This window comes from Martinezella sp. CNPSo 3957 (assembly GCF_057784395.1).
Window position 1 is genome coordinate 112586 of sequence record NZ_JBXSOU010000002.1, and the last position, 23770, is coordinate 136355.

The following is a 23770-nucleotide window of genomic DNA, read 5'->3' on the forward strand; positions in this document are numbered from 1 at the left end:
GCCCCACCTGAGTATCTGCTGAACTTATCGGAGAATCCTGATCTGCTGGGGCAAAGCCAATGCCTGCGGCGGCAGTTCGGACATTTGAATCTTTACGCCTGCTGAAAGGGCAGGGACCTTCATATCCGCCGGCAGCTGATATCCTGCACCGGCATAGAGCACGTTCTCGTCGCTGGCGCTGCCGGTCATTGTAGCCGAGCTATAAGTAGCTGTGGCAAAGATGGCTGCTGCTGCCAAGGGTACGATAAGAACGCGCATTTTTCTCTCCTAAACTGAAAGCCCGTACCTGGTGGCCTTCGGTTCGTCAGGGCGTCTCGGCATGTCGCGTCGCGAAGAAGTCCTTCGCCGGCTTGTCTCGCCCTGTGAGAAGGACGCTATTGCGACGCACACCAACAATCAAATTACAAAAAAATAATGTTTGGCTTACGAACCATGCCGCAAATGTGCCTTCAAAGAGTGTCGCCCGGGCGCGATTGCTTTGCAGCCATTGATTGTTCACGGCGTCGCCCTTGTTCGCATTTGTCGACCATAGGCTGTGCAAGCCTTTGCTTTTTCGCAGATTTTTGCGGACGAAATAGTTACTCCCATGGACATAATCCTACCAGTTCCGGTCACGGTGAAGCGATTTTTGGGCGTTTCGGGCCTGTCAAACGCGGCCGTGGATTTCGAGGCGAATGCGAATAAATGTGCCGCCATGTTCACGGAGTTGTGATCGAGGGGCGAAAATGCAATCGCCGGCAAAGGGCTGTGAATAGCGTGGGAGGCGGCCGGGTGGTCGTGGCAATGCCCCGTATTCCTGTTTATATGGAGCGAGCCAGAGGTAGCCATGCGATTTTCCAATACGTTTCTCGATGAGATTCGCGACCGCGTCTTGATTTCAGACGTGATCGGTCGTCGCGTGACGTGGGATCGGCGCAAGACCAATGTGCCGCGCGGCGATTACTGGGCCTGCTGCCCCTTTCATGGCGAGAAATCGCCGAGCTTCCACTGTGAGGATCGCAAAGGGCGCTATCACTGCTTCGGCTGTGGCGTCACAGGCGACCATTTCCGCTTTCTGACTGAATTGGAGGGCTTGAGCTTTCCGGAGGCCGTGCAGCAGATCGCCGACATGGCAGGCGTTCCGATGCCCGTTGCCGATCCGATGGAGGCGAAGCGCGAGAAGGAACGCACGTCGCTGCTCGACGTCATGGAAATGGCGACCCAGTTTTTCCAAGACCAGTTGCAGACAGCCAATGGAGCGCGGGCAAGGGCCTATCTGAGAGACCGCGGCCTCAGCGGCCGCACGATCGAGACCTTCCGTTTGGGATATTCGCCCGATAGCCGCAACGCCCTGAAAGAGCATCTTGCCAGCAAGGGTGTGCTGAAGGAGCAGATGGAGGCCTGTGGCCTCGTCGTGCATGAGAACGTGCCGGTCTCCTATGACCGCTTCCGCGACCGCATCATGTTTCCGATCCTGTCCTCGCGCGAGAAGGTGATTGCCTTTGGTGGCCGCGCCATGTCGCCGGATGCGCCGGCGAAATACCTGAATTCCAACGAGACCGAGCTCTTCCACAAGGGCAATGTGCTCTACAATTTCACCCGCGCCCGCCGCGCTTCGCAGGGCGCCGATGGCGCCGGGACCATTATCGCGGTCGAAGGTTATATGGATGTCATCGCGCTGTATCAGGCCGGCGTCGAGAATGCCGTTGCGCCGCTCGGCACGGCTCTGACGGAGAGCCAGCTCGATCTCCTCTGGAAGATGACGCCGGAGCCGGTGCTCTGCTTCGATGGCGATGGCGCCGGCATCCGCGCCGCCAATCGTGCCGCCGATCTGGCGCTGCCTCATATCAAACCGAACCGCACCGTACGCTTTGCCTTGCTGCCCGATGGCAAGGACCCCGACGACCTCGTTCGGCAGGATGGGCGCGCGCCGTTCGACAAGGTGCTGGCGCAGGCAAAACCTCTCGCCGACCTCATCTGGACGAGGGAGGCCGGCAGCGGCACCTTCGAGACGCCGGAGGCGCGGGCGGAGCTGGAAGCGCGGTTGCGGCGCATCGTGTCTGTTATCGGCGACGAAGATGTGCGCCGCCATTATCAGCAAAATATGCGCGAGCGGTTGAACGGGCTGTTCCAGCCGCAGTTCCAGCGGGGCGGCCAGCAGGGGCGTAATTTTTCCCGCGACGGTAATAGCCGCAACTTTGCAGGTCGTGGCGGACAGGCACGTACCGGGGCTGCGGTGGCGACGACCGCATCCGATCGCTTGCAGCGTTCGGCCATGATCAAGGGACATCAGGATGTTCCGAGCCTTCGCGAAAGCGTGCTCGCTTTGACCATCGTCAACCATCCGGCACTGCTACAGGACGAATATGACGAGATCGCCGCGATCGATTATGACAGCCGTGAACTACAGCGGCTCTGGTCTGCGGTCCTCGGGGCGGCTGCAACCTTGGTCGGGCCTCAGCTCGTCCGCGAGCGACTGCTCGAGCAATTGGAGGAACAGGATTTCGGCGCCCTGCTGAAAAGCTTGGAACAGCAGATTCGCAATGCTCGCCTGTGGACTGCCACCGAGGCCGCCGCCATGGAGGATGCGCGCGAGGGCTATCGCCAAGCACTTGCGCTCCACAAGCGCTCGAAAGCATTGCGCTGGCACAAGATCGAGCTGGAAGGCGCTATTGCCGAGGCGACGGAAGAAGGCGACGGTGAAGCGATCGAGCCGTTGATTCGCGCCTTGCAGGAAGTACAGCTCGAGGCGCTGCGTCTGGAAAATCAGGAAGCGATCATCGATGGCTTCGGCGTGCTCTCCGGTCGCGTCAAAGGTGCCGCTGGAAAATAGGGAATAGATGCCTCAGCCTGTACGACAAGAGCCGCGATTTTCCGTAGACGACGCATTGTTTGGTGAGGGCACACGTGCGCCGGCGCCGCTCGATGTGCTGAAACGTATCTATGGCTATTCCGCCTTTCGCGGCAAGCAGCAGCAGGTGATCGAGCATGTCGTCTCCGGCGGCGACGCGGTCGTGCTGTTTCCGACCGGTGCCGGCAAGTCGCTGTGTTTCCAGATTCCCGCGCTTTGCCGCGATGGAATCGGCATCGTCGTTTCGCCGCTGATCGCGCTGATGCGGGATCAGGTAGAGGCGATGAAACAGCTCGGCATCCGGGCTGCCGCCCTGAATTCGTCCCTGTCGCGCGAGGAGGCGAGCGATGTCTATCGCGCCATTTCCGCAGGCAAGCTCGATTTGCTCTATGTAACGCCGGAACGTATCGCGACAGAAGGCTTCTGCCAGATGCTCGGGCGGGCGAAGATCGCGCTTTTCGCGATCGACGAGGCGCATTGCGTTTCTCAATGGGGCCATGACTTCCGACCGGAATATCGCGATCTCGGCAGGCTTGCGGAGCTTTTTCCCGGCGTGCCGCGGATCGCGCTAACGGCAACGGCCGATCCGCACACGCGGGACGACATCATCGAGCGGCTGGCCCTTGACGATGCCAAGGTCTTCACCACGAGCTTCGACCGACCGAACATCACCTATGAGATTGTCGAGCGCGATCAGCCGCGCCAGCAATTGCTCCGTTTTCTCGACGGGCATCGTGGCGATAGCGGCATCGTCTATTGCCTCTCTCGTGCCAAAGTCGAGGACACGGCGGAGTGGCTGAACGGGCAGGGCATCCGCGCGCTTCCCTATCATGCCGGCATGGATCGAGCGCTTCGCGATGCCAATCAGGATGCCTTCTTGAAAGAGGAAGACCTGTGCCTCGTGGCGACGGTTGCCTTCGGTATGGGCATCGATAAACCGAATGTACGCTATGTCGCCCATCTCGATCTGCCGGGATCGGTGGAGGCTTATTACCAGGAGACGGGCCGCGCCGGGCGCGATGGGCTGCCCTCCAATGTCTGGATGGCCTATGGCATGGCCGATGTCATCCAGCGCGGGCGGATGATCGACGAAGGCGGCGCGTCCGAGGAAATCAAGCGCGTCGAGCGGGCAAAGCTCAATGCGCTGCTCGCGATCTGCGAGACGGCCGGCTGTCGGCGGCAGTCGATCCTTTCGCATTTCGGCGAGGCACATGGCGGCGGTTGCGGCAATTGCGATACCTGCCTGAAGCCTGTGGAGACCTGGGACGGAACGGAAGCGGCCATCAAGGCGCTTGCCGCCGTCTATCGGACCGGCGAGCGTTTCGGCACCGGCCATGTCATCGATGTGCTGATGGGAACGGTCAATGAGAAGACCGAGCGTTTCGGCCACATCGATATGCCGGTCTTCGGCGCAGGCAAGGATATTCCCTCTCGCACCTGGCAATCGATCTTCCGGCAATTATTGGCGAACGGCTTTATCAGCATCGACCACACGGCCTTCGGCGCGATGAAGCTCCAGGAACAGGCGAGGGCCGTCTTCAAGCGCGAGCGGCAGGTGTTTTTCCGCAAGGATCGGCCCGAAACGGGCCGTCGCGGCAAGAAGGCGGGACGACCGGACAGGCAAGCACATGGGCTTTCCGGCGAGGCACAGGCACTGTTCGACGCGCTGCGGGCCGAGCGCACCCGGATCGCCAAGGAATTGGGCGTGCCGCCTTATGTCGTCTTTCCGGATACGACGCTGATCGCCTTTGCGACAGAGCGGCCCAGGAATCACCGAGATCTTCTGGGGATATCGGGGGTCGGGCAATCGAAGCTGGACCGCTATGGAGACGCGTTCCTTGCCGTGATTTCGGAGTTCGCCAATCGGTGACGTGTTGATGCCATTATCGAAGCCCGGCCGCCGACACGCTACATGCGCACCGTCATTCCGCCATCGACGGTCAGGACGTGGCCGTTAACGAAAGAAGCGGCATCGCTGGCGAGGAAAAGTGCTGCGCCCGCAATCTCGTCGGGACGTCCCCAGCGCTGAACGGGGATGCGCTGACGCACGATGGGGATCAGGTCTTCGTTCGCGACCATCGCCGCATTGGTTTCCGTTGCGAACCAGCCCGGCGCGATGGCGTTGCTGGTGATGCCGTGAGGGCCAAATTCTACAGCCATGCTGCGCATTAGACCTGTCAGACCCTGCTTGGCGGCGGGATAGACGCAGTCACCCGGCATGACGACCTGTCCGCTGATCGAAGTGACCGAGATCAGCCGCCCGTGATTATGTCGTTTCATCAGGCGCGCGGCATCGCGGGAGAGCATGATCGAGGCGGCGAGATCCGTGTTGAGCAGGGCGAGGATCGCCTCGTCGTCGAAGTCGGCCAGTGGGCGCCTGTCGCGGGCACCGACGTTGTTGATCAGTATGTCGAGCCGGCCGTGATTTTTCTCGATGTTGTTTATTGCTGCATGCTGAGCGTCGCGATCGGAAATGTCGAAGGCGGCGGCTTCCGCCGAGCCGCCTCTTGCTCGGATCGCTTCCACGGCTGCATTGAGTGTGGCTGCAGTTCGTCCGTTGAGGATGACGTGGGCGCCGGCATCGGCGAGCGCCTGGGCCATCTCAGATCCCAGGCCACGTCCGCCGCCGGTAATGAGAGCAACCTGTCCTGCGAGGGAGAATCTATGGAATATGCTCATGGTTCTCCCTTATTGTCAGATCGACGCCAATCTGCTGCAAAATATTGGACTGAGTCAAGTAATTTTTGGAACAGAGCTCCCTCAGACTTGACCAGGAAGTTGCGTCAACCCGCCCTGCTTTGACAGATGCTATCGAAACTGCGCTCTGTCGCGCTGACGTCACCGGGTTGCGCATTTTTGCCGTTGCTGGATGCAGTAAGTGGCCGGATCCTATGTTATTCCTTGATTAATTAGGCCCTTTGACCAGCATCGGAATGCGACCATGACTTCTGCGTTCATCTCCCACCTGCGCAACGAACTTCTCGGCCTGAAAGAAGCCGGCCTCTATAAGGCCGAGCGCGTCATCACCTCCAAGCAGGCTGGCGAAATCGCCGTGCTCGGCGGCGCGCGCGTCCTCAATTTCTGCGCCAACAACTATCTCGGTCTCGCCGATAACGAGGAGCTTGCCGAGGCCGCAAAGAAAGCGCTCGATCGCTATGGCTACGGCATGGCCTCGGTGCGCTTTATCTGCGGCACGCAGGAAGAGCACAAGCAGCTCGAGGCGCGGATTTCGGCTTTCCTCGGCATGGAGGCGACGATCCTCTATTCGTCCTGCTTCGATGCCAATGGCGGGTTGTTCGAGACGCTGCTGTCGGAAGAGGATGCCATTATCTCGGATGCCCTTAATCATGCCTCCATCATCGATGGCGTGCGGCTCTCCAAGGCAAAGCGCTTCCGCTATGCCAACAATGATATGGCGGCTTTGGAAGAAGAGCTGAAGAAGGCCGAAGGCAGCCGCTTCAAGCTGATCGCGACGGACGGCGTCTTCTCGATGGACGGCATCATCGCCAACCTCGGCGGTGTCTGCGATCTGGCGGAGAAATACGGTGCGATGGTCATGGTCGATGACAGCCATGCGGTCGGCTTCGTCGGCGAGCATGGTCGGGGATCGGCAGAATATTGCGGGGTAGAAGGCCGGGTGGATATCATCACCGGCACACTCGGCAAGGCGCTTGGCGGCGCTTCCGGCGGTTATACTTCTGCCAGGGGTGAGATCGTCGAGTGGTTGCGGCAGCGTTCGCGCCCCTATCTGTTCTCCAACACCTTGGCACCCGTCATCGCCGCAGCCTCGCTGAAGGTCTTCGATCTGATCGAGAACGGCGCCGACCTGCGTGCACGCCTTCAAGGCAATGCCGAACTCTTCCGCCGTGAGATGACCAAGCTCGGCTTCACGCTTGCCGGCGCCGATCACCCCATCATTCCCGTCATGCTCGGAGATGCAAAACTCGCGCAGGACATGGCGGCGCTCATGCTGCAGAAAGGCGTCTACGTCATCGGCTTTTCCTTCCCCGTGGTGCCGAAGGGGCAGGCGCGCATCCGCACGCAGATGTCGGCTGCGCACTCAAAGGCCGATGTCGAAAAAGCGATTGCAGCCTTTGCCGAAGCCGGAAAAGAACTCGGAATCATTTGAATTGGTTGGAGAGAGCCGATCATGTCGAACATGATGAAAGCGTTGGTCAAATCCAGGCCGGAAGTCGGGCTGTGGATGGAACATGTGCCGGTTCCGGACGTCGGGCCAAACGATGTCCTGATCCGGGTCAGGAAGTCGGCGATCTGCGGTACGGATGTCCATATTTGGAACTGGGATCAATGGGCGCAAAAAACCATTCCCGTACCGATGGTCGTCGGCCATGAATTCTGCGGTGAGATCGCCGAGATTGGTTCGGCGGTGACGAAATATCATGTCGGCGAGCGCGTCTCGGGCGAAGGTCATATCGTTTGCGGCAAGTGTCGCAACTGCCGGGCGGGCAGGGGCCATCTCTGCCGCAACACGCTCGGTGTCGGCGTCAACCGCCCCGGCTCCTTCGGCGAGTTCGTCTGCATTCCCGAATCCAATGTCGTGCCGATCCCCGACGATATCCCGGATGAGATTGCCGCAATCTTCGATCCATTCGGCAATGCGGTCCACACCGCGCTTTCCTTCGATCTAGTCGGCGAAGATGTGCTGGTGACCGGCGCGGGGCCGATCGGCATCATGGGGGCGATGGTCGCCAAGCGCTCGGGCGCCCGCAAGGTCGTCATCACCGATATCAATCCGACCCGGTTGGCGCTTGCCCGCAAGGTCGGCATCGATCATGTCGTCGATGCTTCCAAGGAGAACCTTGCCGATGTGATGAAATCCATCGGCATGACCGAGGGTTTCGATGTCGGGCTGGAAATGTCGGGTGCGGCTCCTGCCTTTCGCGACATGATCGACAAGATGAACAATGGCGGCAAGATCGCCATTCTCGGCATCGCGCCGGCCGGCTTCGAGATCGACTGGAACAAGGTCATCTTCAAGATGCTGAACCTGAAGGGTATCTATGGCCGTGAGATGTTCGAGACTTGGTACAAGATGATTGCCTTCGTGCAAGGCGGTCTCGATGTATCGCCCCTCATCACGCATCGTATCGGCATCGATGATTTCCGCGATGGCTTCGAAGCAATGCGTTCAGGCAATTCCGGGAAGGTCGTAATGGACTGGAATTGATGCCATTCGGCCACACTCTCAGCCTCGGTAATACCTGCCGATGCTGGAAATGTGAGGCTTTGCTCAGGATGCTCTTGTCATCGCGCGGGGACTTCCTAAATACGGGAAACAATAAATTGCTGCGTGCGAAGCCTGTGGATAAGGCTTTTTCGCGCATTTAACGGGCTTTTTTGCTGGAAAAGCTTGACGAGAACTAAAATTCTGGGAATCACCGTTTAACTTCGGAAAGAACGGTAAACTGGATCAAGCGGATCACCTAATACCATGGCCGGAAATCCAAACGCAATCCAGCTTTGCAATCCGGTGGCGGTGATCGTGGTTAATCGGGCATTAAAGGTCATTCCGTTAGGTGTTCGTCGGTGAGTCGCAGCTGGTGCAGGGCGCGCCAGCCAGTGTGATTGTTTCACCGCGTGAAAGTTTGCAGCGTCAGGGAAAGCGACGATATAAAAATGGCAACAAAGGTCAAAGAGAACGAAGAAGCTGAAGTCGAGCGCGACGGCACCTCCGACGGCCCCCTTCTCGATCTTTCCGACGACGCGGTCAAGAAGATGATCAAGGCCGCGAAGAAGCGCGGCTACGTGACGATGGACGAGCTCAATGCCGTTCTGCCGTCCGAGGAAGTGACGTCCGAACAGATCGAAGACACGATGGCCATGCTTTCGGACATGGGCATCAACGTCATTGAAGACGAAGATGTCGAAGAGGCTGGCGCTGCGGCCAGTGACGACGACGACGCCGGCGGCGACGATGAAAGTGAAGGCGGCGAACTGGCCCCCTCCACCGGTTCCGCGCTTGCGACCGCGAAGAAGAAAGAGCCGACCGACCGTACGGACGACCCGGTGCGCATGTATCTGCGCGAGATGGGTTCCGTCGAGCTTCTGTCGCGCGAAGGCGAAATCGCGATTGCCAAGCGCATCGAGGCCGGCCGCGAAACCATGATCGGCGGCCTTTGTGAGAGCCCGTTGACGTTCCAGGCGCTGATTATCTGGCGCGACGAACTCAACGAAGGCACGACGCTGCTGCGCGAAATCATCGATCTTGAAACCACCTATTCCGGTCCCGAGGCCAAGGCTGCACCACAGTTCCAGAGCCCTGAGAAGATCGAGGCTGACCGCAAGGCAGCCGAAGAGAAGGAAAAGGCACGCCGCGGCCGCTCTCCTTCCGGTGACGACGACATCACCAATGTCGGCGGCGAAGGCCTGCCCATCGAGGAAGAGGAAGAGGACGAGGACGAATCCAACCTCTCTCTCGCCGCGATGGAAGCCGAGCTTCGCCCGCAGGTGATGACGACGCTCGACATTATCGCCGAAACCTACAAGAAGCTGCGCAAGCTGCAGGACCAGCAGGTCGAGCAACGCCTATCGGCTTCCGGCACGCTGTCTTCGGCGCAGGAGCGCCGCTATAAGGAGCTCAAGGATGAGCTGGTCAAGTCGGTCAAGTCTCTGTCGCTGAACCAGAACCGCATCGACGCTCTCGTCGAGCAGCTCTACGACATCAACAAGCGCCTTGTTCAGAACGAAGGCCGCCTGCTGCGCCTTGCCGAATCCTACGGCGTCAAGCGTGACAGCTTCCTGGAGCAGTATCAGGGCGCCGAGCTCGATCCGAACTGGATGAAGTCGATCGGCAATCTGGCTGCCCGCGGCTGGAAGGAATTCGCCAAGAGCGAAAACACGACCATCCGCGACATTCGCCAGGAAATTCAGAACCTTGCGACCGAAACCGGTATTTCGATCTCGGAATTCCGCCGTATCGTTCACATGGTTCAGAAGGGTGAGCGCGAAGCGCGCATCGCCAAGAAGGAAATGGTCGAAGCCAACCTGCGCCTCGTCATTTCCATTGCCAAGAAGTACACCAACCGCGGCCTGCAGTTCCTCGACCTCATTCAGGAAGGCAATATCGGCCTGATGAAGGCGGTTGATAAATTCGAATATCGCCGCGGCTACAAGTTCTCGACCTACGCCACCTGGTGGATTCGTCAGGCGATCACCCGTTCGATCGCCGACCAGGCACGCACCATTCGTATTCCGGTGCACATGATCGAAACGATCAACAAGATCGTTCGCACGTCGCGCCAGATGCTGCACGAAATCGGCCGCGAGCCGACGCCGGAAGAACTGGCCGAAAAGCTCGCCATGCCGCTTGAGAAGGTGCGCAAGGTGCTGAAGATCGCGAAGGAGCCGATCTCGCTCGAAACGCCTGTAGGTGACGAAGAAGATTCGCATCTCGGCGATTTCATCGAGGACAAGAATGCGCTTCTGCCGATCGACGCCGCCATCCAGGCGAACCTGCGCGAAACGACGACCCGCGTTCTGGCATCGCTGACGCCGCGCGAAGAGCGTGTGCTGCGCATGCGCTTCGGCATCGGCATGAACACCGACCACACGCTCGAAGAAGTCGGCCAGCAGTTCTCGGTGACGCGCGAACGTATCCGTCAGATCGAAGCCAAGGCTCTGCGTAAGCTCAAGCATCCGAGCCGCAGCCGCAAGCTCAGAAGCTTCCTCGACAGCTGAGGTCTGGCGCAAGCCGACATCGGCAGTTTACAGGACAAGGCCCGGTTCGCGAAAGCGAGCCGGGCTTTTTATTGGCACTATCAAATTTGAGGAGCCGTTTATGGCAAGCAAGCCGCAATTCATGGAGACATCCCTTCCTGTCCGACTGCGCGATCTGCTGGCTGGGTACGAATGGCGACAGGATGGGCTGGGGCGTTCCTCGGCCCATGTTTTCCGGCTCGAGGCCGATGGGCGTGCGCCCGTTTATCTCAAGACCGAGCTGGCCGATCCCTTGGGTGAGCTGGCCGGCGAGGTTGCGAGGCTGCGATGGCTCGCCTCACAGGGTTTTGCCTGCCCGGAAACCATTGCCCACGAGACGGACGGCGAACGCGAATGGCTTTTGATGGGTGCTCTTCCCGGCAGCGATCTCGTCAGCGCCGAGTGGTTACAGCCGCTCGCGGCTTTTGGCGGATGCGTTGCGGCAATTGCATGCCATCGATATCGCCGCTTGTCCCTTCGATCATCGGCTGGAGAACAGAATCGGCACGGTAAAGGCGCACTTGCTTGCCGGTCGCGTTGATGAGGATGATTTCGATGAGGCCCGGCTTGGAAGATCAGCAGAAGATCTTTTCCGCGAACTTCAGGCCAAGAGACCGTCAATGGAGGATCTAGTCGTCACCCATGGAGATGCCTGCCTTCCGAATTTCATGGCCGACGGCCCGAAGTTCAGCGGCTATATCGATTGCGGTCGTCTCGGCGTGGCTGATCGCCATCAGGATATTGCACTTGCCTGTGGCAGCATCGTGCACAATTTCGGGGAAGAATTGGTTGCGGAGTTTTTGAAAGCCTATGGCGATTTTCAGCCGCAAGAAGAAAAGATGGCATATTATCGGCTACTGGATGAGTTCTTCTGACGAGGGATGCTACCGTCTAGGCGATGCGCGATCACGCAGGTTTGTTTTTGCGCCATTGCGGATCGTGCGGATGCCTGACAAGTTCGATTTCGGCCGATACCTCTTTCGCGGTGCGTGGTCGCGTACCATATGTCAGCGACCGGAAAATCTTCTGATCTGTTTGCCGATAAGGATCGAATGAATCGATGCATTGTTTTCGCCTGATTGCTTTCTCGTCGCGAGCCATCCGCTGAACGATGGAAAAGGTCGCGGAAAAACGGGATAGGGAAATAAGGCCGGGCTTTGTCCTGTCGATCCTTCTGCACGTCCTGTTTGTCGCGATTTTTTTGCTGCCGCTATTTCCCGCGCCACCCGAGGCGAAGCCCGAGCAGAGCGTCAATGTCGAGCTGGTGCCGCAGCAGGAGGAAAAGCAGGAGCTTGCGACGAAGGCGAACGAGAAGCCCGATCAGCCTCCGAAGCCGACGCCGAAACCTGATGAGAAGCCGGCGGAGCAGGCGGCCGAAACCCAACAGGAACCACAGCAGCCTGAGGGAAAGAAGGCGGACGAACAGCCGCCAAAGCAATCCGATCCCAACGGCAAGAAGCAGGCAGAGAAGCCGCCGGCCAAGCCGGATGAGGCCAAGGCCGATAAGCCGGTAGAGCAGGCGAAGTCGGAACCCAAACCTGATGATCCCGGCGCTGACAAGCCTGTCGAGAAGGCGGAACAGCAGCCCTCTGCGACCGAGACTCCGCTTCCGGACATGAAGGGCGATCAGAAGGACGCAAACACCACGCAGCAGGCGGACGCTTCGGAACAGTCGAAAGACGATATCCCTCCAACGCCTCCGAACGACGCTGCGGCTGAACAACAGGCGGCTGCGCAGGCCGAGGCCCAAGCACGGGCGGCACAACAGGCGCAGGAAGCGCAGCAACAAGCTGACGCCAAGGATCAGCAAGCAAATGCGGCCCAACCGCCGGCAAGCGACTCGACTGCTCAAGCCTCTTCCACCGCACCCGATGTCCTGGCGACCAACCAGCCTTCGGATTCGCAGGTGCAACAACCGGAGGCGCCATCGACCGATCCCAACAATCCGCAGGCACAAGCGGCCGCCCAAGCGCCGTCATCCGATCCGCAGCCGCAGTCTCCGGTCGAGCAGGCCAAGGATGAGGCAAAAGATCCGCCTCAGATTGTCGTTCCGACGGTGAAGCCATCTCCTTCACAGCAGAGCGCTGATAGTCAACCCGCTTCGAGCAGCCAGGGTAATTCAACCGGAGGCACTTCGCTGGTTGCCGAACCGCAAGCACCTAAATCCATTGCGCCGAAGCGAGCTATCCAGGCCAAGAAGCTCTATTCGAGCGCCGAGATGGCCCGCCTGTCCAAAAGCGAATACGACGCTTGGAAGAAGCTGCCGCGGCGTCAACGTGTGGCCTATCTCTGCAATTCGGAGGAAAAGCTTCAATATCGCCACGATCTGCAGGCTGTCGGCTATGTGAACTCCGCACTATCGCAAGCATTGGTTTCCGACGCGACGTTGTTTGGGGACGGCGTTGCTGTGCAGACACCTAGTGGCTGGCAAAGAGTTGCGTTCACTTGCGAAGTGGATAGCGATGCACTGAAGGTTACGGCCTTTTCCTATACGGTCAGGGGGCGTGTTCCTCCGAGCCAGATGGATAAGCTGGGCTTTCTCGGAAACTGACTTTCGCGTCCTCGCCTCCCGCGTTCGGTTGAAACAATAGTTTATCCTCAACCCAATCGAAATTCGGGTCATTTCATCATACAATTGCGTGTATCTCCCTGATTCAGTGTCCTCCCATCGCACTTTTTTAAGATTCCGATGTCCTCGATTACAGCCGATCCCAGCTCTGCGGCTGCAAGCCGCTCCGCCCTGCGTGGTGTCTTTGTGGCATTCGCGTCCTATGCCGTCTTCGCCTTCAGCGATGCGTCGATCAAGATCCTGCATGGGGTGATTCCCTCCTATCAGGTCGCCTTCATCGGCGCGCTGTTCGGCTTTGCCGCTGTGCCTTTCCTGAAGAAGCGGGAGGACGGGTGGCTCGATATGGTGAGGACGTCGAACCGTCCCTTGTGGCTGTTGCGTTTCGTCTGCGGCGCGACCGGTGCCATCTGCTCCGTCGTTGCCTTCACCAAGCTGCCGATGGCGGAAGCCTTTGCGCTGCTGTTTCTGCTGCCGTCCTTTGTCACCATTCTCTCGGTGATCTTTCTCAAGGAGGATGTGCGCTGGCAGCGCTGGACCGCCGTCATTCTCGGTTTCGTCGGTGTGCTGATCGTCCTGCGGCCGGGTTTTCGCGAGCTTTCCGTCGGTCATCTCTGCGCGGCGATCGGCGGTCTTGCGGCGGCGATCTCCATCGTCGTCAACCGTGCGCTCGGCTCGAAGGAAAAGCGCATCTCGCTTTATGGCGCTGGTCTTTTTGGAACGCTTATCGTCAGCGGCCTTCTCATGCTGTCCGAAGTCACCATACCGACGCCGACGCAGTGGATATTCCTCGCGAGCTACGGCCTGCTTGGCGCGTGCGGCAGCGTCTTGCTCTTGACGGCCGCGCAGATGGCGCCTGCCAATCTGGTTGCGCCGCCGCAATATAGTCAGATGCTCTGGGCGATCGCCTTCGGCTACCTGCTGTTCAACGACAGCATCGATATGCCGATGGCAGTCGGCATTGTGCTCATCATCTTTTCCGGCCTGCTGACATTGGCGCGAGAGCGCAAGCGCGGCACACCGCTGCCGGCCGCCGTTGCCGGCGATACGCAGGCGGCATTGGCGACGGCGGAGGATCACAAGGCCGCAGGAGGCGCTTAAGCCTTGTGTCCCGATTGCTGGTGCGCAACATTGTCGCCCGTGTGGGACGCCACAGCTGATATAGCGAATGGGCGGGATGAAAGGCACCAGGATGAAGTCCGGTCAATTCAGGATATACCGCTCTCGCCTTGCCGGCATCGAGGCAGTTCGGGCCGAAACCGGCCATAGCTTCCCCAAGCATACACATGACCAGTTCGGCATCGGTGTCATCGAGGCCGGCGCGCAGAGGTCGCTGAGCGGGCGAGGGATGGTACAGGCAGAGGCCGGCGACGTCATCAGCGTCAACCCGAACGAGGTGCACGACGGCATGCCCATCGGCGAAAGCCGCGCATGGTCCATGCTCTATTTCGATCCGCGGCTGATCGGCGATCTGTCGCGCGATGTCGGCGAGGGCAGGTTCGGTGCGAGGGAATTTCCATCGCCTGTCATCCGCGGCGGGGAGATGGCCGAGCATTTCAAAACGCTGTTTTCGCTTCTGATCGAGGATGCGGCTGAGAATGCCCTCCTGCGGGATGAACTGCTTCTGTCGCTGATTGCCGATGTGATGCGCGAGGGATCGGGCGCCTTGCGTGAAGATGCCATTCCCTCTGACATCAAAAGGGCACGGGAATTGATCGATGACGATCCCGCCGCTCCATTGACCCTCGCCGAACTGGCAGAACTATGCGGGCTGAGCCACTTCCGTTTTCTGCGTGCCTTCGCCAAGACGACGGGACTGACACCGCATGCCTACCTCATGCAGTGTCGCATTCACGAAGCGCGACGGCTGATTGCGGCGGGCACGTCCCTCGCGGAAGCAGCTTTTGCCAGCGGCTTTTCCGATCAGAGCCACATGACGCGCCTCTTCGTCCGCAATTTCGGTGTCTCGCCGGGCGCCTATGCTGCGGCCATCGGCTGAAGCTTCTGCAATTTTATTCAAGACCGGAGGATAATGACGGGGTTTTCTGCGGCGACAAGCAGATGCCTATCAGGAGGTGCGATGTTTTTCCGCCATTCGAACGAAATGTGGAGCGAGTTTCCCGAGCTGGTTCCCGGCGCGCTGTTCGCCGAAGGGATAACCTCGACCGTCGATGTCGGCGATCGGATCGCCGGATATCATGCGACCGCCGCAGACCGGCTGATGCAGCATCCTGAAAGCGAGATGGCTGAAATACAGGCGTGGCGGCGGGCTTTCTCCAAAATGGGATTGAAGCCGACGCAATATCGCTGCGCCTCCGAAGCGCTGCTGCGCCGATTTCGCCAGGAGAGGTCGCTGCCGCGGCTGCATCCGCTCGTCGATCTCTGCAATGCTATCTCGATCGCTTTCGCGATTCCCGTCGCCGTTTTCGATCTTTCGAAAATCTCCGGCAATCTCGAAGTGGGGCATGCAAGCGGCAGCGAATCCTATTTGAGCTTTTCCGGTGAGGTGGAGCATCCGGAGGCGAGGGAGGTGATCTTTGCCGATGCGGCTGGGCAGGCACATGCCCGCCGCTGGACCAATCGGCAGAGCGGCTTGTCCGCAGTGCGTGACGACACACACTCGGTGCTTATCGTCGCGGAAGCGCTGCACGGTTCTGCGGCCAGCGATGTTCCAAGCTTATCGATGCGATCGCAGCGGAGCTGGCGGCGATATGGTCGATCGAGGTTAGGCAGAGTGTTCTCAGCTCGTCTTCACCGCGATTTGATCTATCGTCCGCGATGAATTTGCAGCTGCAGCAAAAACAAGATTGACAGGGAGCGCACCGAGGCAGAGCAGGGAGGTGTAGAAAATTCGATTGTTGAGAAGCAAGTCTGCGAGCGCCCCTGCCGGCAGACGAAAAGGCCCATGGATACATTGCAGACTCTAGACCGGCCAAGCGTGCTCGGTCACCCCGGCTATCGTTCATTCGCTGCGTCACGCGTCTTTTCTTCGATAGGCTTTCAGTCTGTCACGGTTGCCATGGGCTGGATGATCTACGATCAGACCCATAGCGCCTTTTTCCTCGGCCTTGTCGGCTTCTGCCAGTTTCTGCCCATGGTCATTCTGACCTTTGTCGTCGGGCATGTCGCCGATCGGTTCGACCGCCGCCGCATCGGCCTTGTCTGCCAGCTGATCGAGGCGTTGACAGCGCTGGTTCTCGCGGTGGCCGTCTGGCAGCACTGGATAGGTCCCGCCGGCATTCTGGCTGCTGTTGCCGTCATGGGCGCAGCAACCGCCTTTGAACGTCCCACGATGGCAGCACTTTTACCGAATATCGTGCCGTCTTCGTTGCTGCAGGTTGCCATTGCCACCTCCACCTCGATGATGCAGACGGCCTTCATCATCGGGCCTTCGCTGGGCGGTCTACTTTATGGCGTCAGCCCCGTTGCTCCGTTTGCCATGTCGGCCGTGCTTTATATCATCGCGAGCGTCAACGTCATTTCGATCCGGGTCGAGCGGGAGCAACCGGCATCGCGCGAGCCGGTGACGCTGAACTCCGTTTTTGCCGGCGTTTCCTTTATCGCGAGCCGCCCCGTTATGCTGGGAACGATATCGCTCGATCTCTTCGCCGTGCTGCTTGGCGGAGCGACGGCGCTGCTGCCGATGTTTGCGCGCGATATTCTGCATGCCGGACCCTGGGGGCTCGGCCTCTTGCGTGCCGCGCCGGCAATCGGCGCGCTCGCCATGTCCATCTGGCTGGCACGCCGGCCGCTGCAGAGCGATGTCGGCAAGAAGATGCTGTTTGCCGTGCTCATCTTTGGGGTCGCCACCATCGTCTTTTCGCTCTCAAGCAACATCATCCTTTCGGTCGCGGCGCTCTTCGTCGTCGGTGCCTCGGATACCGTCAGCGTCGTCGTGCGCAGCTCGCTCGTGCAGCTCCTGACGCCGGATGCCATGCGCGGCCGCGTCAATGCCGTGAATTCGCTGTTCATCGGCACCTCCAATCAGCTCGGTGAATTCGAGTCCGGCATGCTTGCCACTGCACTTGGACCTGTCCTGACCGGCATCGTCGGCGGCGTCGGAACCATCGTCGTGGTGCTTCTCTGGATGCGCCTCTTTCCGGATCTGACCAGGGTGAAGACGCTCAGAGGTTAGCGGCGTCCATCCTTGGATTGCTTTTCCGCGAGATTGATTAACCCGACATCCCGCAGCAAATGTTGGTTTTCCTCCGGCAGCATATTTCGCTTTCGGCCACCTGCATTATGCGAGCTTCGTTCCGAGGCGCCTTGCCAGATCAGGAGTCGGACAGCCCATGCTCTCCAGCTGTTGATATGAAGAATGTTCATCTATCTGTGACCTCGAAGTGTTTGGTCAGTAGATAGATGCGCTTGGAAGAGAGCGATGTATAATGAATCCCCGGGCTACAAAGCATGAGGGATTTTCATGGGAAAGAGGCCGTTGCCACCATTCTCGGTGCTTCAGACATTCTGCGCCATTGCCGAGACCGGCGGTTTCGGCCGTGCTGCCGAGCGGATCGGGCAGACACAGACGGCGGTCAGCCACCAGCTTGCGCAGTTGGAAGGATGGATCGGCGGCCGCCTGTTCGATCGGGGCCGAAATGGGGCGCGGCTGACACCATTGGGCGCCCGCCTGCATCCGGCAATATCAGGCACGATCACCGAACTGGAAACGGCGCTGTATCAGGCGCGCGCGAGTATTTCGGTTCGCAGCGTCGCGGTGTCCGTCTCGCCGGAGTTTTCCAGCCAGTGGCTGGCGGCGCGGCTGCCGGAATTTTGCCAGCGCTATCCGGACATCGAGGTGAAGCTGGCTGTCGGCTATCAGCGCCCGGATTTTCAGCCTGGAGGTACCGATCTCGCCATCTGGCTCGGCCGTGCCGACGCGGCTTTCACCCATGAAGAACTGCTGACGGACGAAGAGTTCGTCGTCAGTTCGCCGGAACTGTCCAAACGACTGCCGCCGCGCTGGGCCATTAGGGCCGCTCCGCTTCTGCGCTATTCCGGCATGCGGCATACGATTCTCGATTGGCAGCGCTGGCACGAGCAGGTGATTGGCGAGAGTGGCGGCGAGGACGGCGTGCGTTTCGATATCGCACGGGCTGTGGAGCAGGCGCCTCTCTTCGATTCCTTTGCCGAGATGCTGGAGGCTTGCCGACAGGGCCGCGGCTTTGCTCTCGTGCGAAGCTCGCTGGTGGCACGCGATCTGGCCGAGAAAAAGCTGGTCAGATGCTTTGTCGAGGTGCAGCCGGCTGCCGTCAGCTATAGCCTGGTCTATCCGCCGGCCGCCTTGCTGAATCCGGCTGCGGCCCTGTTTCGCAACTGGCTGCTCGAGCAAGTTCGTTCGCCGGACTAGTGGGAGACGATCTTTTAATCGCGCAGCCGAATGAGGCCAGCCTCAGTGGGAGCAAAACCGAGCCCTCGATAAAAGCCGGTGAGATGCGGCTCGAAATCGACATGCAGCCATTCCGCGCCACGTTCGCTGGCCAGGGTTTTCGCCCGCTCGACGAGAGCGCTTGCGATGCCTCTGCGCCGAAATTCCGGATCGACGCAGGTATCGAGAATAAAGGCATGAATGCCGCCGTCCCAGGCGACATTGACGAAGCCGACCAGTCTCATGCCAGCGAATGCGCCGACATGGGCGAGATTTCGGGAAAGGATGGGTTGGAAGTCCCGCGGGTGGGGAGTGTTCCAGGCGACCGCCCACAGGGCATTGAGCGCCTCGTTTCCCAGATCCGGATTATCCCTGTATTCTATAACCATTGACATTTCCCCCGCGTGTTACTTCGGCGCATTCATTCCGACCGCTCGGAAGCGTGCGGAATATATCTGCTGCCGATGTCGGATCCGGTTGTGGTCGATCGTCCTTTGAAGGCGAACATAGAACAGAGGAGGCTGAAATGTCCTATGTCGATGGTTTCATCGTCGCTGTGCCGAAAGACAAGATCGAGGCTTATAAGGTGCTGGCGCAAAGAGCCGGGGCGGTTTGGCGTGAATATGGCGCACTCAGCTACGTCGAGGCCATAGGCGACGATGTTCCCTATGGCGAACTCACCTCCTTTCCGCGTGCGGTGCAGGCGACGGAAGACGAGGTCGTGGTGTTTTCGTGGATCACCTATGAATCACGGGAGAGCCGCGACGCGATCCTGGCCAAGGTCATGGCCGATCCGCGTTTGAAGGATGAAATGGAAAACATGCCCTTCGATGGCAAACGCCTGATCTATGGCGGCTTCAAGGTCGCCATCGAGCTTTAGTCCGAGCAGTGGCCGGACTTGACATCCGGCTACTGCGCTCGACCTGATGCGCATCGCTATCGTCATGTTCGGGGATGCCATGCCACAAACCGTTGTTACACTCTCGACCCATGGTCAGGGGCTCTATGAATTTACCGATCAAGTGGCGAGATTCGTCCGCGCGGTAGCGGCAGGCGGTGAGGGGCTTCTGACCGTCTTCGTACGCCACACTTCCTGTTCCCTTCTGATTCAGGAAAATGCCGATCCTGATGTGAAGACCGATCTCACGGCCTTCTTCAGCCGGCTCGTGCCGCCATCCTCAGATCCGTCGATGCGCTGGATCGTGCACACGATGGAGGGGCCGGACGATATGCCGGCGGATATCAAGGCTGCGCTGATGCAGGTCTCCATCGGCATTCCGGTGATGAACGGTCGGCTGGCGCTCGGCACCTGGCAGGGGATCTATCTTTTCGAGCATCGCGACCGGCCACATCGCCGCGAGATCGTGCTGCATTTTTCCGCCTGAGCTTCACCCGCCGCTGCGTCAATCAGTTGTTAACCGCCGTGAATACAATCTGAACGGCCAATTCGTGTTCGGTTCAGCTTGGCTGACCTAACGTGGCCCCAATCCCAAGGGCGTTCACCAATGAGCGACCAATAAGGGGATTGCAACGATCCGCAGCAAGGATTTGAAGGAGAAACACCATGACCAATCTTTTCGCCAAGGCAGGTATTGCAGCTCTCATGGCAGTCGGCGCCATGTCCGCCACCACCATGACGGCATCGGCCAACGACTTCCATCCTGGCATCCAGCAGGCTCGCTATGATCACCCGCGCGGCCGCATGTGCTCGCCCCGTCTCGCCGTCGAGAAAGCACGCGACATGGGCCTGCGCCGCGCCCGCATCGACAATATCACGCCGCGTCGCGTCGTCGTCGAAGGCTTCGGCCGCCGTGGCCCGGATCGAGTGGTGTTCGCTAATGCGCCGGGTTGCCCGTTGATCCGCCGCTGATTGCTGCGTACCGAGGTTTTCCACATCTATGTGATGAATTTGAAGCCGTCTCCAAAAGAGAGGCGGCTTTATTTTAGCTCTATGCTACTATCGGGCCTCTGGTTTCCCCTTAGCGTTCATTGTAGCTGAGTAATGGATGAATGGCTGATTCCGAGCTCATTCAGCATCTAGCCTTTACCTTTCGGGCGCTCGTTCAGCACTTATCGCTGGCATGAGAGGGCTTTCTGCTTCACGGAGAACACAATGAGAGAAATGCTGGCAAAGTTGGGGGTCGCTGTCTGTGTCGCGGTGACTGCATTGTCGGGCACTGCGGATTTTGCCTCTGCACAAGGGGTTGATATTTATGTGAACCCGGGCCGCCATCGCCCGCCACCGCCGGATTATGATCGTCCGCCGCCGCGTTTTGACCGCCGTGGCTGCGATCCCCGTCAGGCCGTGGATGTTGCACGCAGCTACGGTTTGCGTCGCGCCCGCGTCGTGGATGTAACGCCGCGCCGTGTCATCGTCGACGGCTTCGGCCGCCGCGGTCCCGATACGATGATGTTTGCCAATGTTCGCGGCTGCCCGCTTCTGGGCCGCTGACAATCAAAACGGGCGCATAGAGCGCCCGTTTTTCGTTCTCTGACCTTTTCGCCTTTGGCGGGGGCCGCGGAACCGCCCTTTGCGCGATCCGGTGGGATATGAGCGAAGGGCGGTTTTGTTTTGTCTACTGCTGGATCGCGTAGGTGATGCTCACCGATGCGTTGTATTCGTTCTCGCCGGTTGCGACAGGGACGGCCTTGTCCATCGGTGCGGATGCAGCCATGGCGCGCATATAGGGCTGAGGCGGTGCAGCAACGACGCCGTCATGAATGGCGATGATACGGCCAAGTTTGACACCGGCGGCATCCGTCAGGGTCTTTGCCTTGGCGGCGGCATCGGCGACGGCCTTCTTTCGTGCTTCTTCGAGTACGGTATCCGGCTTGTCGTTGGTGAACTGGATATCGCCGCCCTGGTTGATGCCGAGCTTAACCGCCTGGTCAAGCAATCCGCCCAGCTTGGAGAGATCGCGCACGCGAACGGTTAGGCCGTTCGTTACCTGATAGCCGTTCAGAACCGGCGGCTGGTTGTGGCCGTCCTTGTCGTTCGGGTAGGTATATTGCGGCTGAATCGAAAAGCCGGAGGTCTGCAGGTCGCGTTCGGCAATGCCGCTTTCCTTCAGCGTTGCCAGTACGGCACCCATAGCCTTGTTGTTCTGATCGAGAGCGTCCTGCGCAGCCTTGGCCTGTTGAACGACCGACAGCGTCACCACAGCCATATCCGGCGCGATCGCCGCATGTCCCTCACCGGTGACAGTGATGACGGCCTCGCGTGACTTGCCATCTTCGGCAAAGGCCGCCGCCGGCACGAAAAAAGTGGCGCTGACAAGAGCGGCAAGAGCAAAATCTCTGGTTTTCGTCAGAAGCATGGTTCGTTCCTTGGTTGATAATCCCTCAAGATGAGCTTTTGCGGATTCATTGTGAAGGTATTACGGCAGTCCCTTGTCGGAAAAGAGAAATTGGGTTAGAGCCAAGTCGGCTTCGGAGAACCATTGCTCCGGAACCGCAAGCGCATCGTCCCTCGCTGCGCCGGGCCTGTAGCTCAATGGTTAGAGCCGGCGGCTCATAACCGCTTGGTTGGGGGTTCGAGTCCCTCCGGGCCCACCATTTTTTCGACATATCAACAGCTAGCGAGCAGGTTAGCCAACGGGTTAGCCAAGAGTTAGCCTTAGTGATTGTAGCCAAGTCGCGGAAGTGCGTCAGGTGGTTCCGAATCTTTGATTTCGAACAACCTTGTGTAGTGCGTAGATAGTTGCTTAACGGAGCAACGGCTTGTGACCCATGGATTCGCGCGTTAAATATTACGCTTTCGGATAAAGCGAGAAGCAATGCAGAAGAAGATTTTGACCGTTGGCTTTTCTCTCGGCACGGACGATGCCGAATATGCGGCTTTTGATGAAAAGACCTCACTCCTAGACTGGGATGTAATCCTCTTCCGGCCTGATATCAGCAGTTTCCTGACCTATGCATCTGATAATTCCGAGTTCCAAGGGAAGTTATGGCTTAATAACACCAAATCATTCCAACTCCGGGAAGCATGCGCTCATTGGCGAAGAGAAATCATTCAGGCGGTCGAAGCCGGAAAAATTGTGGTGGTTTTTCTAAGTAAACCGGAACAGCTGTTTGTTGCCACCGGTCAGACAACTACCACGGGCACGGGTCGCAACGAAAAGGTAAGGCCACACGTAGAGCTTATCAGTAATTATGCAGCTATCCCGATCAGCACGGGGTGGACGGCAACCCAAGGATCGGCGATCATCTTAAATTCAAGTGCAGGCAGTCAATTTCTTGCTCCCTATTGGAAGAAGTTTGGGCCGCAATCGCGATATAATGTCGTGTGGAACGATGATGCCCAAGGCGTTTGCCTAACCACGCAACACGGACAGAAGCCCGTTGGGATATTGAAAAGTGTTAGATCCTCCGCCGGGGCTCTTTTTCTGCTGCCAGAACTCGATTTTAATCAAGAGGAGTTTTTTTCGGAGGATGAGGACGGTGACGAAATCTTGTCCGCAGCGGGCAAGCAATTCGCGTCCTCATTAGTCGGCGAAATTGTAGCGATATCCAAAGCGGTGGCTAGTGGGTCGGAACGGACGACTGAACCAGTCTGGGCAACATCAGAGATGTTCGCCCTGCCGGCCGAAATAAGTCTTCGAAAGAAATTGCTGATTGCGGAAGCTGAAGTGGAAAGAGCACAGGCAGCCAAAGACGAAATTGTGGGGCAGTTAAATGAAGCCGGACAGCTTCGCGGCTTGCTGTTCGAAAATGGCAAAGCTTTGGAAGCCTCGATCATCAGCGCGCTTCACATTCTCGGCTTCAGTGCGGCGCAATATCAAGATGACAAATCCGAGTTCGATGCAGTGTTCGAGTGTCAAGAAGGTCGCTTGCTTGGCGAAGCGGAAGGCAAAGATAACAAGGCGGTGAACATTGAAAAGCTCCGCCAGCTGTCAATGAATATCCACGAGGATCTCCAGCGGGAAGAGGTGCAGACGGCCGCTAAAGGAATTCTTTTCGGAAACGGCTATCGGCTGACTGAACCCAACGATCGTCCTCAACAGTTCACGGACAAATGCATTAACTCGGCTGCTACAATGTCGATCGGACTTGTCCGCACTGATCAGCTGTACAATGCAGCACGGTATCTCTCTGCCGGCTATGATGAAGATTACGCTCACGCGTGCCGCAGGGCGATGATAGACGGCGTCGGATTGATTGACCTTCCGGTGGGCGCTGACGGCAACAATCGACAAGCGCTCGCCGATATAGTTTCGACGAACGCGGTGCCGAAGCTTGCTTCCAGCTAGAGTGAATTTACTTGCGAAGAAGCAAAAGATGCAGAGCTCAC

The 23770-nt window shown here is 58.8% G+C and carries 19 protein-coding genes, 1 tRNA gene and 2 pseudogenes; 18 read left to right on the forward strand and 4 right to left on the reverse strand.

Annotation, left to right across the window (positions count from 1 at the left end; all coding sequences use genetic code 11):
* Positions 1-24 precede the first annotated feature (24 nt).
* The gene (locus AC13QE_RS05660; protein WP_488482949.1) at positions 25-258 is read right to left on the reverse strand and encodes a hypothetical protein; all 234 of its coding nucleotides are present in this window, start codon (positions 256-258) and stop codon (positions 25-27) included.
* 568 nt (positions 259-826) lie between these two features.
* On the opposite strand from AC13QE_RS05660, the gene dnaG reads away from it, so the two are divergent.
* The gene (gene dnaG / locus AC13QE_RS05665; protein WP_488482950.1) at positions 827-2812 is read left to right on the forward strand and encodes a DNA primase; all 1986 of its coding nucleotides are present in this window, start codon (positions 827-829) and stop codon (positions 2810-2812) included.
* Between the two features lie 7 nt (positions 2813-2819).
* Positions 2820-4700 (forward strand): DNA helicase RecQ, encoded by a 1881-nt coding sequence (gene recQ, locus AC13QE_RS05670; RefSeq protein WP_488482951.1) that lies wholly within the window; start codon positions 2820-2822, stop codon positions 4698-4700.
* A 38-nt stretch (positions 4701-4738) separates the two neighbouring features.
* Here recQ and AC13QE_RS05675 read toward each other — a convergent pair whose 3' ends face one another.
* Positions 4739-5509 (reverse strand): SDR family oxidoreductase, encoded by a 771-nt coding sequence (locus AC13QE_RS05675; protein ID WP_488482952.1) that lies wholly within the window; start codon positions 5507-5509, stop codon positions 4739-4741.
* A gap of 262 nt (positions 5510-5771) precedes the next feature.
* Here AC13QE_RS05675 and AC13QE_RS05680 point away from each other — a divergent pair, with 262 nt between their 5' ends.
* From AC13QE_RS05680 to AC13QE_RS05725, 10 genes and pseudogenes are all read left to right on the forward strand, one after another.
* Entirely contained in the window at positions 5772-6959 is a 1188-nt protein-coding gene (locus tag AC13QE_RS05680) for a glycine C-acetyltransferase (protein WP_488482953.1), read from the forward strand.
* A 21-nt stretch (positions 6960-6980) separates the two neighbouring features.
* Positions 6981-8018: an L-threonine 3-dehydrogenase gene (tdh, locus tag AC13QE_RS05685; RefSeq protein WP_132717100.1), complete on the forward strand. Its 1038-nt coding sequence runs from the start codon at positions 6981-6983 to the stop codon at positions 8016-8018.
* Between the two features lie 449 nt (positions 8019-8467).
* Positions 8468-10528 carry an RNA polymerase sigma factor RpoD gene (gene rpoD / locus AC13QE_RS05690; protein ID WP_015340553.1) on the forward strand — a complete coding sequence of 687 codons (2061 nt, stop codon included), beginning with the start codon at positions 8468-8470 and terminating at the stop codon, positions 10526-10528.
* 100 nt (positions 10529-10628) lie between these two features.
* A pseudogene (locus AC13QE_RS05695) lies at positions 10629-11421 on the forward strand (APH(3')-II family aminoglycoside O-phosphotransferase).
* Positions 11422-11657: 236 nt separating this feature from the next.
* Complete coding sequence (locus AC13QE_RS05700) at positions 11658-13097, forward strand: DUF930 domain-containing protein (RefSeq protein ID WP_488482954.1); 1440 nt, start codon at positions 11658-11660, stop codon at positions 13095-13097.
* A 138-nt stretch (positions 13098-13235) separates the two neighbouring features.
* Positions 13236-14213 carry a DMT family transporter gene (locus AC13QE_RS05705; RefSeq protein ID WP_488482955.1) on the forward strand — a complete coding sequence of 326 codons (978 nt, stop codon included), beginning with the start codon at positions 13236-13238 and terminating at the stop codon, positions 14211-14213.
* 91 nt (positions 14214-14304) lie between these two features.
* Positions 14305-15111: an AraC family transcriptional regulator gene (locus AC13QE_RS05710; RefSeq protein WP_488483331.1), complete on the forward strand. Its 807-nt coding sequence runs from the start codon at positions 14305-14307 to the stop codon at positions 15109-15111.
* A gap of 81 nt (positions 15112-15192) precedes the next feature.
* A pseudogene (locus AC13QE_RS05715) lies at positions 15193-15923 on the forward strand (B3/B4 domain-containing protein).
* A 94-nt stretch (positions 15924-16017) separates the two neighbouring features.
* A complete protein-coding gene (locus AC13QE_RS05720; protein WP_488482956.1) occupies positions 16018-17247 on the forward strand; it encodes an MFS transporter in 1230 nt (409 codons plus the stop codon).
* A gap of 288 nt (positions 17248-17535) precedes the next feature.
* The gene (locus AC13QE_RS05725) at positions 17536-18462 is read left to right on the forward strand and encodes a LysR substrate-binding domain-containing protein (protein WP_488482957.1); all 927 of its coding nucleotides are present in this window, start codon (positions 17536-17538) and stop codon (positions 18460-18462) included.
* A gap of 14 nt (positions 18463-18476) precedes the next feature.
* Here AC13QE_RS05725 and AC13QE_RS05730 read toward each other — a convergent pair whose 3' ends face one another.
* Positions 18477-18869 (reverse strand): GNAT family N-acetyltransferase, encoded by a 393-nt coding sequence (locus tag AC13QE_RS05730; protein ID WP_488482958.1) that lies wholly within the window; start codon positions 18867-18869, stop codon positions 18477-18479.
* Between the two features lie 137 nt (positions 18870-19006).
* Here AC13QE_RS05730 and AC13QE_RS05735 point away from each other — a divergent pair, with 137 nt between their 5' ends.
* The 4 genes from AC13QE_RS05735 (at position 19007) to AC13QE_RS05750 (ending at position 20932) form a co-directional block, all read left to right on the forward strand.
* Positions 19007-19360: a DUF1428 domain-containing protein gene (locus AC13QE_RS05735; protein ID WP_488482959.1), complete on the forward strand. Its 354-nt coding sequence runs from the start codon at positions 19007-19009 to the stop codon at positions 19358-19360.
* A 79-nt stretch (positions 19361-19439) separates the two neighbouring features.
* Positions 19440-19865 (forward strand): secondary thiamine-phosphate synthase enzyme YjbQ, encoded by a 426-nt coding sequence (locus AC13QE_RS05740; RefSeq protein WP_488482960.1) that lies wholly within the window; start codon positions 19440-19442, stop codon positions 19863-19865.
* Between the two features lie 179 nt (positions 19866-20044).
* On the forward strand, positions 20045-20350 hold the full coding sequence (locus tag AC13QE_RS05745) for a hypothetical protein (RefSeq protein ID WP_488482961.1): 306 nt from the start codon (positions 20045-20047) through the stop codon (positions 20348-20350).
* Between the two features lie 243 nt (positions 20351-20593).
* Positions 20594-20932 (forward strand): hypothetical protein, encoded by a 339-nt coding sequence (locus tag AC13QE_RS05750; RefSeq protein WP_488482962.1) that lies wholly within the window; start codon positions 20594-20596, stop codon positions 20930-20932.
* Positions 20933-21056: 124 nt separating this feature from the next.
* On the opposite strand, the gene AC13QE_RS05755 is transcribed toward AC13QE_RS05750, so the two are convergent.
* Positions 21057-21797, reverse strand: coding sequence for an SIMPL domain-containing protein (locus AC13QE_RS05755; RefSeq protein WP_488482963.1), 741 nt, complete (start codon positions 21795-21797; stop codon positions 21057-21059).
* Between the two features lie 162 nt (positions 21798-21959).
* On the opposite strand from AC13QE_RS05755, the gene AC13QE_RS05760 reads away from it, so the two are divergent.
* A tRNA-Ile gene (locus AC13QE_RS05760) sits at positions 21960-22035 on the forward strand.
* 221 nt (positions 22036-22256) lie between these two features.
* Positions 22257-23729 (forward strand): hypothetical protein, encoded by a 1473-nt coding sequence (locus AC13QE_RS05765; protein ID WP_488482964.1) that lies wholly within the window; start codon positions 22257-22259, stop codon positions 23727-23729.
* The last annotated feature ends 41 nt before the right edge of the window (positions 23730-23770 follow it).

Coding starts and splice junctions, on each gene's coding strand:
- AC13QE_RS05740 (WP_488482960.1), top strand. CDS start 19,440: ATGCCACAAACCGTTGTTACACTCTCGACCCATGGTCAGGGGCTCTAT.
- AC13QE_RS05725 (WP_488482957.1), top strand. CDS start 17,536: ATGGGAAAGAGGCCGTTGCCACCATTCTCGGTGCTTCAGACATTCTGC.
- AC13QE_RS05660 (WP_488482949.1), bottom strand. CDS start 258: ATGCGCGTTCTTATCGTACCCTTGGCAGCAGCAGCCATCTTTGCCACA.
- recQ (WP_488482951.1), top strand. CDS start 2,820: ATGCCTCAGCCTGTACGACAAGAGCCGCGATTTTCCGTAGACGACGCA.
- AC13QE_RS05720 (WP_488482956.1), top strand. CDS start 16,018: ATGGATACATTGCAGACTCTAGACCGGCCAAGCGTGCTCGGTCACCCC.
- AC13QE_RS05750 (WP_488482962.1), top strand. CDS start 20,594: ATGAGAGAAATGCTGGCAAAGTTGGGGGTCGCTGTCTGTGTCGCGGTG.
- tdh (WP_132717100.1), top strand. CDS start 6,981: ATGTCGAACATGATGAAAGCGTTGGTCAAATCCAGGCCGGAAGTCGGG.
- AC13QE_RS05735 (WP_488482959.1), top strand. CDS start 19,007: ATGTCCTATGTCGATGGTTTCATCGTCGCTGTGCCGAAAGACAAGATC.
- AC13QE_RS05700 (WP_488482954.1), top strand. CDS start 11,658: ATGGAAAAGGTCGCGGAAAAACGGGATAGGGAAATAAGGCCGGGCTTT.
- AC13QE_RS05765 (WP_488482964.1), top strand. CDS start 22,257: ATGCAGAAGAAGATTTTGACCGTTGGCTTTTCTCTCGGCACGGACGAT.
- AC13QE_RS05745 (WP_488482961.1), top strand. CDS start 20,045: ATGACCAATCTTTTCGCCAAGGCAGGTATTGCAGCTCTCATGGCAGTC.
- dnaG (WP_488482950.1), top strand. CDS start 827: ATGCGATTTTCCAATACGTTTCTCGATGAGATTCGCGACCGCGTCTTG.
- AC13QE_RS05755 (WP_488482963.1), bottom strand. CDS start 21,797: ATGCTTCTGACGAAAACCAGAGATTTTGCTCTTGCCGCTCTTGTCAGC.
- AC13QE_RS05680 (WP_488482953.1), top strand. CDS start 5,772: ATGACTTCTGCGTTCATCTCCCACCTGCGCAACGAACTTCTCGGCCTG.
- AC13QE_RS05710 (WP_488483331.1), top strand. CDS start 14,305: ATGAAGTCCGGTCAATTCAGGATATACCGCTCTCGCCTTGCCGGCATC.
- AC13QE_RS05705 (WP_488482955.1), top strand. CDS start 13,236: ATGTCCTCGATTACAGCCGATCCCAGCTCTGCGGCTGCAAGCCGCTCC.
- AC13QE_RS05675 (WP_488482952.1), bottom strand. CDS start 5,509: ATGAGCATATTCCATAGATTCTCCCTCGCAGGACAGGTTGCTCTCATT.
- AC13QE_RS05730 (WP_488482958.1), bottom strand. CDS start 18,869: ATGGTTATAGAATACAGGGATAATCCGGATCTGGGAAACGAGGCGCTC.
- rpoD (WP_015340553.1), top strand. CDS start 8,468: ATGGCAACAAAGGTCAAAGAGAACGAAGAAGCTGAAGTCGAGCGCGAC.